Origin of the sequence: Vibrio splendidus, from assembly GCF_024347615.1 — a bacterium.
GTDB lineage: Bacteria > Pseudomonadota > Gammaproteobacteria > Enterobacterales > Vibrionaceae > Vibrio > Vibrio splendidus.
Genome location: NZ_AP025509.1, coordinates 1,071,919 through 1,085,213, shown reverse-complemented (window position 1 = coordinate 1,085,213; position 13,295 = coordinate 1,071,919). Strand labels below are relative to the sequence as shown.

Sequence of the window (13,295 nt, the reverse complement as noted above, 5' to 3'; positions counted from 1 at the left end):
ATTAAATTCCAATTTGGTTAATTATCAATTACTGGTTTTGAATATAAACTTATATCATGAACAAATATCAAACGAATAGGGAATTTTTTGAGCCAATCGACCTTTAAAAAAACGCCGTTACTTTTAGCAATGATGATTATTGCTACGGGACAGGTGGGTGTGAGCATCTACTTGCCATCATTGCCGTTAATTGCTTCTGACTTAAGTGTGACTCAGGTAGATGTACAGCTGCTCGTCACGCTGTTTCTTGTGGGTTTTGGCTTGTCTCAGCTATTTTACGGGCCGATGTCTGATGCAGTGGGAAGAAGACCTATCTTCTTGTTAGGTCAGGGTGTTTATTTGATTGGTACTGTCGTTTGTGTCGTATTTTCTGACAACATGACGGCGCTAGAGGTTGGTCGCTTGTTGCAAGGTTTAGGGGCGGGTAGTGCCTCGGTTCTCGGACGAAGTGTGCTTCGCGACAGCTATGATGGCCCTCAACTGACCAAAGCGTTGTCTTATATTTCGATCACTGCTTCGATCATGCCGATCATTGCGCCTGTATTTGGTGGTTGGATCTCATTCCATCTAGGTTGGCAGGCGGTGTTCCTGTTTGTTTTATTGTACCTATTAGCGATATTTACGCTGGGTTACTTTGTTCTGCATGAAACTTTGCCATACGGAAAGAGCCGCTTTGATGCATGCCAAGTAGTAAAGAACTACGGGTGCTTGTTGACCAATCGCCAAGTGTTGACCAGTGCCAGTTACAACTGGATGAGCTATATGGCGAGTTTGGTTTCGTTGTCGTTGTTTCCATTCTTAATGCAAGAGCAATTGGGGCTGACCGCCGCTGAATATGGCTCATTGATGATTGTTCCTTCGGCGGGCTTACTGATAGGTAGCGTGGCTTTGAACTTGCTCAATCGTAGGTTTAGCACTCCGCAATTGATGAGCCTTGCGATTTTGATTATTTTGGCGTCGGGAACTTGGCTTCTTACTCATGAGTTATCCATCTTTAACTTAGTTTGGGCGTTTACTTGGTTGGCGATAGCACAAGGTATCTCGTTCCCTCTATCGATCAGTATGTTGTTAGAACCTCATAAGAAGCAAGCGGGCGCAGTGTCGGCATTGTCAGGCTCAATTCAGATGTGCTTGGCGGGCTTGTTAGGAGGATATTTGGTGGAAAGCTGGGTGACAACTCACCTACAACTCGGCGTGTTTTATCTGATTATTGGTGCTTGCATGGGCACAGTACTTTGGTCTTCAACGAGAATGAATAAGAAAGCCGCAGCTACCGAAGTAGAATACAGTTAAACAGCTAATTCGCTATAGTTCTGCGTACAGTCGTTAATACGTTGTATTTGTATGGATGGTTTTCTACAATACCTGCGTCCATTTAATAGGTAATAAACATGCAGCAAAATGAATTTGAAGTACTGGTAAAAGCTATCTGCGCACTAGATGGCCTGCCTCAAGCGCTTGAGCTATTGAAATCCAATGAGGATACAGAAGTCGCTGAGGCTGCTGGATCACTAACAGGTCAATTTGCGTTAGCTGAAGTAGAAGGCGAAAAGCGTATTTACCACGTGACGCTTCAAGAAAATGAACAAGGCGAAGAGCAAGAGTACATCGAACATGTCATGAATGAAGGCGATGACTTAATCAAATTTGCAGCTTGGTTCTTTGAAACTATGTTCGAATTAAAACAAAAAGACACATACCAAATTGCGGGTAAAACTTACAGACAGCCAAAGCGTAGCTAGTGTTTTAGTTACTGACTATTAGGCATTAGCGAATAATGCCCTTTTTAAGGTCAGTGTTTCTAAGCTAAGTATTTAAAAAGCAGCTCTCTTGAGCTGCTTTTTTTATGAATGTCTAAACCAATGTCTTGGATTGCAAATGGGTATGGTGAATCAAGGTTAGACGGACTTAACATTAACTCATTGATATAACGATACAATGCTGATTTACGCAGAGACAAGAATACGGATGTTGCAATAGTATGAGTTACTTGCATTAAAGTGTGATTTAGATCTTGTTTTTAGGCGCTTTAAGTGTAGAATCCGCGCATAAGAAAATCGATTATGTGCGGAGATAAGCATGAATTACGAACTAGGCCACGCATACCTTGGTCAAATGGTAGCAAAAAACATGATGCACGAAGCATTGTATGGCAAGCCTAAGCCAAAAAAAGCATCATTCTTTAAGCGAATGATGAAGAAAATGGCGAAATAAGCATTTTCAAAAACGGAATTTAAAAAGGCCTTAAACTCGATGAAGTTTAAGGCCTTTTTCGTTTTAGCGATTAATGAAGATCATCGCTCGTTTTGTTGTGGATGGACACAAAAAACACGGATTAATTCACGATCGGATTTATAACTCAGTGAGTTTAGCCTGCCGATTGGTTGGACAGGTCGACAACGTTATTTGGAATGGTATCTAAACCATTTTCTTTCATCCATGCTTCTAAGTTGTCTGCTCCACCGATGTATTTACCATCGAGCCAGATCTGAGGAACGGTTACTGGTGTTTTCTCACCAATGTGCGCTTTGACCTCAGGAATCATGCGATACAAAGCTGCGCTGTCTTTTACGACATCGTGGTATTGGTATTCAACACCCGCTTCATCAAGCATTTTCTTTGCCTTAACACAGAATGGGCAGGTCGCTTTACCATAAATGATGTTGCCTTTTAGGCTGTCGCGTTTGGTCCACTCTTTGATCACGGATTGAACTAACACACCGCGGTTAAGCGCTTCGCCTTGGCTTACAACCTTGCCTTCAACAACAAGGATTGGAGCATGCCAAGAGCCCAGTTTTAGAGGCTCCCACCAGTGAGACAACCAATCTTTCACTTCCAGTTCGACATCGACATCTGATAACTCATTCTCAAAAGTATCCTTAAGAATGTCTTTGGTAAGGGTACATTCCCCACATGGGATATTAACTTTAAATGGACCCCAGCTGCCTGCCCAACGGTATAGTGTAATCTTGACTGGTTTCTTCATGGTTACGGCCTCGTTTGAATTCTCTTATCCATATAGAACGGACAGTTGAACTATTTATTTCACTAACCCTAAACTTTCTTCAGTTTTGACGGCTTTTTCGTTTCCCAGTGCGTTATAAATGCGACTGACGCAATAATAATAGCAGCCCCGAGCCATAAACGACCCGGTGGAACCCAGCTAAATACAATCCAACCTGCTAGGACATTTAGCGGTAATTTTGCGTGGTCAAAAGGTTGTACGAATGAAGCATCAGCGACTGAGTAGGCTTTTACAATTGCCCATTGAGCAAGTGCCGTCATAACACCGATGACAATTAAGATAGCCCAAATCTTACCGCCGCTTGGAGTCTGCCAATCTGGCGCAGCAAGTAGGATGTTAAATGGCGTAATCAATAGTAAAAGGTAGACCACCATGGTAGAAGGACTGTCTTGTGAAGAGAGCTTTTTCACCATTAGTGAGTAGCATGCCCAAAAGAAAGCGGCGCCAATCGGTAGTAGCGTTGCCCAGTTAAAGTCTTCAGCCCACGGCTCTAGAATCACCATCGCACCCACGAAACCTGCTAAGGTCGCTCCCCAGCGAGCAGCTCCAACTTTCTCCTTGAGGAAAAGCCCTGAACCTATGGTTGCAAACAGTGGCGACGTCATGAGAAGGGCAATGCCTTGCCAAATAGGAACTGGGTAAGCCAGCGCCCATATCCAAAGTTGAATACCAATCACCGATAAAAACACACGGAATACATGCAACTTAAGGTTGTCGGTTTTTAGCGCGCGGCGAATGCCCAGCGTTTTCAGATAAGGAAGAATAGCGAACAACGCGATGGCGTATTGAATGACGGCAACGGTAGTAGAAGTAAGTCCGAAATGAATGCTAGCGATTTGAGTTAGGCTGTTAATGACGGCAAAGGCTAGGCCTGCGGTTAGCATCCAGCTAGCGCCTTGGATCGGATGGTGTTGTGACATGATGCTTCTAATTATTTGATGTGGTTCACCTATGATACGGATTTAGCACCACTTAACCAGAAAAAGCATTGATGAAGTTAGTCAGAATATTTGAATATGAAAAAGGTTGAGCTATTGCCCAACCTTTTAGTCTGTATCTAAAGCCGATTTAGATTAGAAGTCGTAGCGTAGACCTAGACGAAGAGAATCTTCGCTTTGTGTCTCTAGACCCGCAACTTTTACATCGTCTAGGTTGTTTAATTGGTAAGCAACGTAAGTACGGATAGACTTGTTGAACTTGTATGTACCCGTTAGCTCGAAGAAATCAGCTGTATCAACAGTGATGTTCTGTGTCGCGTCTTTTTCTTGTTTTTGGTACAAAGCCGCCAATTCAAATTGATCGGTTAGTTTGTACTTAGCCGCAACTTCTACACCAGAGAACTCAGTCTTAGCTTTGTCGTCTAGGTCACCCATTGTGTAGGTTGCACCTAGGTATAGAGCATCCATTTTGTAGTTGATACCAGCAATTACAGCGGTTGCAGAGCCATTACCCGCGCCATTGTCATTACCTGAATAACCAAGACCAAAACCTAAGCCCATAGGTAATGTGTAGATACCAGAGATACCGTAACCGTCTGTATCTTTATCTTCGCCAGCGATTAAACTTGCCTTCAACGAAAGAGCATCAGCATCGTAAGCGTACACGAATGTGTTGTTAATCTGCTCGTTGCCCGCGTTAATGAAGGCTTTTTGATCACCTGAGTAGATAGTAACATCCGACATTTCTGAGATTTGAGCAGCGGCTGTATCTTGACGACCTACCGAAACAGCACCAAAGTTACCTTCAAGGCCAGCGTACATATAGCGTTGTTTAAAGTTATCAGTTTCATCGTTATCCGCTGAAGAATTTACGCCTTGTTCTGCTTCGTAGAAACCGAAACCAGATAAATCGCTAGTGATTTCAGTAGTACCGCCAACATTTAAACGCACACGGCTTTTATTTTTCATGGTTCCGTCGATTTCTTTACCGCCTGAACCAATGAAATCACCACGGAATTCCGCACGGCCGCCAATTTTAAGTTCTGTACCATCAGAGCTGTAAACTGTTGCTGCTAGAGATGAACCTGAAACTAGTGCCGCTACCACTGCAGAAGCTAGAACTGCCTTTTTCATAATCACTTACCTTGTATTTTAAAATCCGTGAGCAATGTGCTCTCCGTTTCGATATGAAGCTAATTTAGAGCAGCTAAATTAAGCTTTCATTTCTATAAAATTACATTTTCGTGAATAGGGAACTTTTTAAGTGTTGATTTTATTGCACTTTTATTTCAATGGACTGAGTGGTTTGTGAATGGTTATACAACTTATCTGTTCTTGAGAGCTGACTTTCACAAGCTTCTATTTAGGGGAAGTGATGATGATATGAGTGAGTATTATGGGGAAGTCAGAGCTTGTTCATCTTATTAACTGTTTGTACTGATTAAGATATCCTCTATGATGCAAAAACTTAGAAGAGAATAGGTTTTGCTCAACAAGATGGAGACGTTGGATGAAAACAGAGTACTTAGGCGATGTTTTACAAGGTAGGCAGGTTATTGGCTCCTTGAATGTTGAAGACTTACCCGTTGGAGAGCACCAGTTTTGGTTTCAAGTAACCAGTGATGGGCTGGGGCAACCCAAGAACATGCCGGTTTCTGTTTTCAAAGGCAGTCAAGCAGGTCCTAAGTTGATGATCACCGCTGGTATTCACGGTGATGAGCTCAACGGTGTGTTGGCTGCTCAGCAAATTATTAGAGACTTAGTCGGTAAAACTCTCAAAGGCACGGTAACGATAGTGCCTACTGTGAATTTGTCGGGTTTGCTTAACCACAGCCGCGATTTTATCTCTTCAGATCCGGGCTCTTGCCCTGCCAACCTTAATCGACTCTTTCCGGGTGATGCGAATGGCTTAGCGGCAGAGCGCTTTGTTGCGTCTTTGTGGGATCGGTTACTCAAACACAATGCGACATTCGCCGTTGACCTGCATACCCAAACTCGTGGCGCGGTCTACCCACTTTATGTTTTTGCTGACTACCGAATTGAACAATGCCTTGAAATGGCAAGGTTGATGACACCAGATTGTGTTCTCAATGATCCTGGCGATCCAGGTATTCTTGAAACGGTTTGGAATCGAAGTGGAATTCCGAGTATTACGGTGGAAGTGGGGATGGGTAAGTTTACTCAGCCTGATATGATTCAACGAGCCGCGGACGGTGTTTTTAATATGCTGTCTTACTACGAGATGCTTGATGGTGAAGACCCGTTTGAGGCAAGTCAGCTGCCAAGTATGGACTGGATAGAAGGCAACAACGTCGTATCTATCCGCGCAGACATAGGTGGCTTTGTGCTGCCTCAGGTCGAGCTTTTGCAAAGTGTCGAACAAGATGATCTGCTCGCCATCCAATATGATGCGTTCGGTAATGAATGTCGTCGTTATCACGCACCATCTTCTGGTCGTGTACTCAGCTATAACGTGGATGCATTAAGGGAGCCGGGTGCGCTTGTTTGTCGCTTGCTGAGTTAAGCAAAAAAAAAAGACCGAGCAAGGCTCGGTCAAAGGACAGTTGTCTTGAGTTAACACGTCTTTGACTCATCGACAGAACTGCTTTTAGCGTAGTGAGGGTTAATTAAGAATCTATTGCGAGATGGTGACACTTCGACTTTTTTTGTTTCAAAACCATGACTTCAGAACTGTCGTTTCAAAGTGTTCTATTGTTTCGAAGCAATGAAAAAGCCGACTGCGGGTTGCGCGAGTCGGCTTTTATTCACTTCTCTTTCGAGTCTTTATCTCTATCTACACTCGATTAAAAAGCGTCATCCACGATATCTTTAAGTCGGTCGTAAGGCACATATCCTGGTAAAACATTTCCGTTCATCATCATGGTTGGAGTGCCCGTTAAGCCGAGTGCACTGAACGTTTGGTGGTTAGTGGTTAGAACCTGGTTTTGTTCTTGAGTTGTTTTTAGTTCCGCCTCTGTTCCCGTCTTTTTGGCAACGGCTTCTAGTGAGCTTTTCGAGTGAATACCACTTTTGGCCATTAGCAATCTATCAACTTCAGGGAATGCTTCTGGGTTATCTTTCCATACTTTCATCGCGTATAGCGCCGCGTTGGTGTCTAGCCCTACAACTTGTTGTTGTTTAAACGATAAGTACACGTTGATCACTTTAATGTCGCTATTTTCAGAGGCTAATTGAACCAAGCCTTTTTCCAATCGCTTACAGTAAGGGCAGTTATAGTCGGTAAAGTTAATGATGACCGATTTGCCATCCGGATTGCCCGTGATTGGGTGAGCGTCATTGTTGTACAACCAATCATGGCTTCCTGCTTGAGCCTTCTTCGACTGTTCTTGCCCTGCTACGTACTGCTCTAAGCTGGTATGTAAACCAGAGATCGTAGAAGGGTTCTCTTTCAGAAATTGGTTAATCTCTTCAAGTTGCTGGGTTTGTTCTGTGCTTAACTCAGCGAAGGCAGTGGTGCTCATTAGTGAGCCTAAAATCAGTGTACTAATCAGATGCTTTTTCATGCTATTTATTCTCTAATTCTTGATAATCGTGAGCGCTCATTGGGTCTCGCTCACGGAAATTCTGTTCGTTAAACGGGCTAAATCGAGTTATTCACCTTGCTTTGCTCTGTTTTTCTTTGTAAGCGAGTTAGGCAAAGTAGGTTCTCAACCAAAGCCCTATCGGGGAAGTAATGCCTGTTGCGATACTGCTAATCTTTCCATCTTTTATGATGACGATGCTTGGAGTGACATTAACGCCCCAACTTCTGCTGATTGATCCAGAAAGATCATTGATCACAGGGAAGTCATACTCTTTCGCCTCCAAGTAGCGCTGAACACGCTCGTCTGGACCAGACGATAGAGCGACCGAAACCACCTGATGGGAATCACTGAAGCTATTGACGGTTGGGCTTACAAATTTGCAGGCGCCACACCAAGTCGCCCAAAAATAGACAATGACTGGCTTACCATTTTTGCTTAGCTCGATAACATCAATATCTTCGCCTTGGAGCGATTGACCCACAATTGGAATCGCGTCGCCCTGAGGCATGCTTCTGCTGTGATAAAAGTCCATCGCAAATGAAACCACGCCAACGATCAATATCATTGAAACCAGTTCCTTTCCCCACTTCTTAAGACGACTTGGCTTTTTGGTTTCACCCTTTACAGCGCTGTCTTCAGTCGTGCTAGATTTATCTTCATTGTTGGGAGTCTTCATCCATTATCTCGCAGCGTCGATGGCTTGAACGACCGTGTCACTGTTGAGAATGACAGGCAGTGGAATACCGCTTCTATAGCTTGGGCCGTAGACGATATTAAATGGCACACCAAATCGACCATTACTTTGTAGGTATTGAGTGACACTTTCACTTGGTGTTGTCCAATCGCCTTTCATCAAAACAATGTCTTCTTGCTGTAGGTGGCTGTAGACAGGGTCTTGGAGAATGACGCCGATCTTGTTGGCTTTACAGGTAATACACCACTCAGCGGTCACATCGACAAATACCGTTTTGCCTTGCTCAACCAATTGGGGGATTTGTTTTGCATCTAGCTTTTGCCAATCGAGATCGTCAACAATCGGTGTCGCCCAGTTATCAGCGGTGACACTACCGACGATCAATGCAGCACCAAACACCAAGGTTGTGGTTGCGACAATAGGAATAAGTACCTTGCGGCCCAACTTACGGCCAATCCAAATCAATACTGTAATCACGATAAACAGTGACAACAGGATCGTCGGGAATTTACCAATGAATGGGCTCATTAGGCTTGCTAACCATAGACTGGTAATGAACATCATTAAGCCAAATACCAGCTTAACTCTGAACATCCATGCCCCAGGTTTTGGAAGCAGTTTTGTAAGACTCGGGAACAGCGCGAAAATCAACCAAGGTGCACTCATACCGATGCCGAGTGCGATAAAGATAGCCCACAACTCTTGGTAGCTTGCCCCAAGTGCATAAGCAACTGCGGTTCCTAAGAACGGAGCACTACACGGCGTTGCCAACAGCGTCGCAAACATGCCTTGAATAAAGTGGCCTGAATGTGAGTCATCACCTTTGGTTGCCATCCAAGTGTTTAAACCTGATGGTAGTCTGAATTCGAATAACCCAAGTAGATTAATCGAGAACAGCAAAGTGATGATCAGCATGAACCCGATGAACCAAACATTTTGGAACTGGATTCCCCAACCAATCGCATTGCCACCCATTTTTAGAACGGTCATGCCAAGGGCTAGGAATGCAAATGATGTAATGACACCTGACGCAGAAGCTAAGAATGAGAGTCGGATATGACGATTAGATGCGCCTTGGTTTTGAATGATGCTGTTTAGCTTCATTCCTAATACAGGCAGCACACACGGCATAATATTGAGGATTAAACCACCAATCAAAGCAAAGCCGATCATTGCAAGAAAACCGTTGTTACTTGCTTGATAAGCAATAGGTTCTGAGCCGACTTGAGCGGTCATCTCTTCGGCAAAATTAGTGTCTGAAACGGTGACACTAACGGTGCGATCCGTTAAGTCGACTTCGCCTATCCAGTTGCTGACGTCAAATACCGCGGTCATCGTATTGCCGGTGATGTGAACGCTTGGTTGAGCAAAGAAATCATCGATGACTTCTTTGCCATCGATCAACACCATCGGCTTATCCCAGCCTTCGTTACTGGTTAGTTGAGTGACCAGTTGTTGCTTGCTTTTGTCCCAAAATAGACCGTTCACTGAAGTCCGGTTCGCTTCTCTTGGAGATTGGCTCATGCCTTGGTTGAACAAGAACATCGCTTCTTCATCGAACTGCAATTGATGCGTGTCGATAGGGAGTTCGATGTCATAGTCAGTCAAAACACAAATATTGGTGCACGACGGGAACGAGAGAGAAGCCCTAAATACAGCAGGTTGCGTTTTGTCTTTCAACGTTAGGGTGACAGGAAAGCTTACGTGCTTTTTGTAGCCCAGCGTCATTACGTCAAGTTGTTCGTAGTATTTAGGGATCGGCCAATGCCAATCTACAGACTCTATATTAGTTGAATCAGACCAATCCCAGCTTGGCGGAATGCCACCTTCACCTGGGCTGCGCCAATAGGTTTTCCAGTCACCGTCGAGTGTAACGTCCAATACAGTTTGAACGGTACCGCCGTTATCCGACTGTTCACCCGTCGACATCATTCGCATCTTAACTGGTGGATGCTCAGGCACGCTTATCCAGCCCGTGGTTTGAGCCAGGGCGGTAAATGACGTCATGACTAAGATTGCAGTGACGAAAGCTTTTGCGCATGTGCGCATGCAGAATGCCAACGAATCGACAAACTTAGTTAGTAGTGTGTTGTACACAAATGTATCTCCAAAAAATAAATAAAAGGGTGGAATAGCCCGGTTATTTACTCTCTAAATATACAGTGCTTTAGGTGTAAGCGGTGTTTTGTCGGTCGAGTAGAGCGGTGATTCTCTCCGGATAATCTCGAGATGTGCGGAGATAAGTTGAATGCAACAGCAATCATCAGAACGAAAGGGATCAGCCAGCCCGTTTTAGGTGCGGCAAAGGTCAGCATTTTTGAACTTAGACTACACGAGCTTGAATTGGGTGACGTTAACATTTTAGATGCTTCTAAACCGAAAATACTGGCGTATAGAGCGGCCATTTTTTCTGACGAAGCGATGTCGGTTTGAGGATTAGTGGTTTTTGTGTGAGTTTGCGCGTCAACTAGGATGGATTGACCATTAGCGGATGTCGATAACGATACTTTCTTTACGGCCAGAGTGCTCTCCAGGCAAGTTATGATAACCAGTCCGGTAAGGAGAAGTGCCCAAAGCGATTGCTTTTGTTGGCGATTCTGTGTGGGTAAGAAAAGTAGCGATGTGTTCAGCAAATTAGTCGGTAATCAAATCAGTTAGTTGTTAAAGCGAGCTCATTGAATTGTGGCTAGCTTAGATAAGTTCTCTTCGCGCCACAAGTCATAAAATGGTTAAAGTGAAACTATATATAAACGAGAGAAAATGTATATACACGAGAGACGATGATTAAACATGGACTCACGCGAATACGACATAGGGCTCTGGTTAAAGTTCACAATAACCGGCAGTTATAACTAATTTATTCTGTATCGATTTGTTTATTCACGATGAGGCTATGCAAAAAGCCCAACAGATCTTAGAGGAACTTATTGGGCTTAATCGTTGGTTTTATTGGAAAGGCTTAGTGAGTACGGCGAGGGCCATTACGTACCAAATCTTTACCATTTTCGAAAACTTCTTTGGTGATCCAGCGAGCGAGCAGAACTTTGTGGCTGCTGTTGAAGACAGCAACGAAGTGACGACCATCTGAATTATTGGTTGCCATGCCTACACCTTCAACGCCTTCAAGACCCAAACCGCCAGCTTCCACTGAGATTAGGAACTTTTCTAGTTCTTCTAAGGAATCGATAATATCAAGTTCGTTGTTCATTTCTATGCTCTCTTGCTGTTAGCTAACATCAGATTTAAGGCGTTTTTGTGCATGTGCTTAAGTGACGATATTGGCTGTTGTTCTTTGTTGGTTGCGTACTTTACAGGTCATAAGAGGGGATTGGAACTCTCAAATATTAGATACGTACTGATATTTTGCGAATTTTTAACACAACATACGTTTAAATGCTTGTTATCCATATTCTTTTTACTACTATTTAAGGGGTCAATTTGGACATTCATAGGAATTAACATGATAAAGGTTTGGCGTTGTCTATTTTTAATGTTGGCGTTTGTGGCATCAGGGAGTTTTGCACAAAGTGTCGATAAAATAGCAGAAGTACAAGACCAGCTAATGCTGGACCTAACAACATTAGAAACAGCGCACGATGCTGAGAAGCCGTTTCTAGAAGATATATTAAGACGAAAGAACCAAGCACTACGTAAAGAGATTTCCTCCCAATTATCATCCGATAAGAAGGAGGGCTTAGACGCTGTTCTTGCCCAACAGGTAGATCTTTTACAACATTTACTGTCATTGAACGAAGTTAAAATTGTCTCTATGAGCAAAGACAACCGTTCCGCTGAAGGTGATGCTAAAAAGCGTCTTGAATTGTTGATTCAAAAACGTATCGGAATGATGGATGATTACTATCAGCAACTCTCTAAAACCTTAAGTTGGTCAAAAGGTCGAGGCGTTGATGTATCGGCTGCGGAAAGTCAGTTAAAAACCGCATTGGTTTCTCGTTCTCAATATCTGACCAATGCGATCCTGTATACAGACACGCAGCGTCAAGATCTAGAGCGTCGCTTGTCTTTTGTTAGTGAAGACGAAAAGGCGACAATAAAAACTGAGTTAATACGTTTCAGCGAACGAACCAGTGTAATGGTTGCCAGCTTAGAGACAAGTATCTCTATGATGGCCCCGTTTGGTGTGGATGTCACTTCGTACAAGCGCATTCTATTAGCGACTACTGGGGACATTAACGCCGATGTGTTGGATGTCGATGTTGCACTGGATCTATTGGATAGCTGGCTTCGATCGTTCAGTTCATGGGCGTTTGAAAACACCCCTTCATTTATCGTTAAACTCGCTCTGTTTCTCGGTATTTTATACGTAACTCGCCTTATTGCTAACGTGGCTCGTAAGACCGTTCGTAAGAGTGTCTCGCACTCTAAAATGGACTTTAGCGTATTGATGCAGGAGTTCTTCGTATCCATCGCATCTAAAGCGGTCGTGTTTATTGGTTTGCTTATCGCTCTGTCTCAAATTGGGATTGAGCTAGCGCCACTATTAACCGGTTTCGGTGTTGCGGGTGTCATTATTGGTTTCGCATTGCAAGACACACTATCTAACTTTGCGTCAGGTTTGATGATCTTGATCTATCGTCCTTATGATGTGGGCGACATGGTTAAAGTGGCCGGCGTTCAAGGCACAGTAAAAGACATGAGCTTAGTGTCGACGACCATTCAAACCATCGATAACCAACGCTTGGTGATCCCGAACAACAAGATTTGGGGTGACGTGATCAACAACATCACTGCAGAACGTGTGAGACGTGTTGATATGGTCTTCGGCATTGGGTACTCAGATGATATCGATAAAGCGAAAGCGGTATTGAACGACATCATTCTTGCGCACCCTCTAGTACTGAAAAAACCGGAGCATATGATCAAGCTTCATACCTTGAATACGTCTTCTGTTGATTTTGTCGTCAGACCTTGGGTTAAGACCGATGACTATTGGGATGTGTATTGGGATGTGACGGAAACCGTGAAGAAACGCTTCGATGAAGAAGGTATCACGATCCCATTCCCTCAACGAGATGTGCATATTTACAATCACGAAGAGAGCTAAACGAAAGAGCTAATATGAAAAGCGATTT

13 protein-coding genes are annotated in these 13,295 nt (G+C 43.7%); 6 read left to right on the top strand and 7 right to left on the bottom strand.

Features of this window, described 5'->3' with window-relative positions:
* Window positions 1-87: 87 nt before the first annotated feature.
* From OCU90_RS22075 to OCU90_RS22065, 3 genes are all read left to right on the top strand, one after another.
* A complete protein-coding gene (locus OCU90_RS22075) occupies window positions 88-1,293 on the top strand; it encodes a multidrug effflux MFS transporter (RefSeq protein WP_061022068.1) in 1,206 nt (401 codons plus the stop codon).
* Between the two features lie 98 nt (window positions 1,294-1,391).
* On the top strand, window positions 1,392-1,742 hold the full coding sequence (locus OCU90_RS22070; protein ID WP_004731829.1) for a hypothetical protein: 351 nt from the start codon (window positions 1,392-1,394) through the stop codon (window positions 1,740-1,742).
* Window positions 1,743-2,079: 337 nt separating this feature from the next.
* Complete coding sequence (locus OCU90_RS22065; protein WP_004731825.1) at window positions 2,080-2,214, top strand: hypothetical protein; 135 nt, start codon at window positions 2,080-2,082, stop codon at window positions 2,212-2,214.
* 154 nt (window positions 2,215-2,368) lie between these two features.
* On the opposite strand, the gene OCU90_RS22060 is transcribed toward OCU90_RS22065, so the two are convergent.
* From OCU90_RS22060 to OCU90_RS22050, 3 genes are all read right to left on the bottom strand, one after another.
* The gene (locus OCU90_RS22060) at window positions 2,369-2,986 is read right to left on the bottom strand and encodes a glutaredoxin domain-containing protein (protein WP_061022063.1); all 618 of its coding nucleotides are present in this window, start codon (window positions 2,984-2,986) and stop codon (window positions 2,369-2,371) included.
* Window positions 2,987-3,054: 68 nt separating this feature from the next.
* On the bottom strand, window positions 3,055-3,945 hold the full coding sequence (locus tag OCU90_RS22055) for a DMT family transporter (protein ID WP_017077409.1): 891 nt from the start codon (window positions 3,943-3,945) through the stop codon (window positions 3,055-3,057).
* A gap of 153 nt (window positions 3,946-4,098) precedes the next feature.
* Entirely contained in the window at window positions 4,099-5,097 is a 999-nt protein-coding gene (locus tag OCU90_RS22050; RefSeq protein WP_004731820.1) for a porin, read from the bottom strand.
* Window positions 5,098-5,473: 376 nt separating this feature from the next.
* Here OCU90_RS22050 and OCU90_RS22045 point away from each other — a divergent pair, with 376 nt between their 5' ends.
* Window positions 5,474-6,487 (top strand): succinylglutamate desuccinylase/aspartoacylase family protein, encoded by a 1,014-nt coding sequence (locus OCU90_RS22045; RefSeq protein ID WP_061022059.1) that lies wholly within the window; start codon window positions 5,474-5,476, stop codon window positions 6,485-6,487.
* A 280-nt stretch (window positions 6,488-6,767) separates the two neighbouring features.
* On the opposite strand, the gene OCU90_RS22040 is transcribed toward OCU90_RS22045, so the two are convergent.
* The 3 genes from OCU90_RS22040 to OCU90_RS22030 form a co-directional block, all read right to left on the bottom strand.
* Complete coding sequence (locus OCU90_RS22040; protein ID WP_061022057.1) at window positions 6,768-7,487, bottom strand: DsbA family protein; 720 nt, start codon at window positions 7,485-7,487, stop codon at window positions 6,768-6,770.
* A gap of 127 nt (window positions 7,488-7,614) precedes the next feature.
* Window positions 7,615-8,184, bottom strand: a complete 570-nt coding sequence (locus tag OCU90_RS22035; protein ID WP_061022055.1) for a protein disulfide oxidoreductase — start codon at window positions 8,182-8,184, stop codon at window positions 7,615-7,617.
* A gap of 3 nt (window positions 8,185-8,187) precedes the next feature.
* Window positions 8,188-10,251, bottom strand: a complete 2,064-nt coding sequence (locus OCU90_RS22030; protein ID WP_061022320.1) for a protein-disulfide reductase DsbD family protein — start codon at window positions 10,249-10,251, stop codon at window positions 8,188-8,190.
* 180 nt (window positions 10,252-10,431) lie between these two features.
* Here OCU90_RS22030 and OCU90_RS22025 point away from each other — a divergent pair, with 180 nt between their 5' ends.
* Complete coding sequence (locus OCU90_RS22025; RefSeq protein WP_061022053.1) at window positions 10,432-10,635, top strand: hypothetical protein; 204 nt, start codon at window positions 10,432-10,434, stop codon at window positions 10,633-10,635.
* Window positions 10,636-11,161: 526 nt separating this feature from the next.
* Here the strand turns inward: OCU90_RS22025 and OCU90_RS22020 are convergent.
* Window positions 11,162-11,410, bottom strand: coding sequence for a hypothetical protein (locus OCU90_RS22020; RefSeq protein ID WP_017077416.1), 249 nt, complete (start codon window positions 11,408-11,410; stop codon window positions 11,162-11,164).
* A 252-nt stretch (window positions 11,411-11,662) separates the two neighbouring features.
* Here OCU90_RS22020 and OCU90_RS22015 point away from each other — a divergent pair, with 252 nt between their 5' ends.
* Complete coding sequence (locus OCU90_RS22015) at window positions 11,663-13,267, top strand: mechanosensitive ion channel family protein (protein WP_019350652.1); 1,605 nt, start codon at window positions 11,663-11,665, stop codon at window positions 13,265-13,267.
* The last annotated feature ends 28 nt before the right edge of the window (window positions 13,268-13,295 follow it).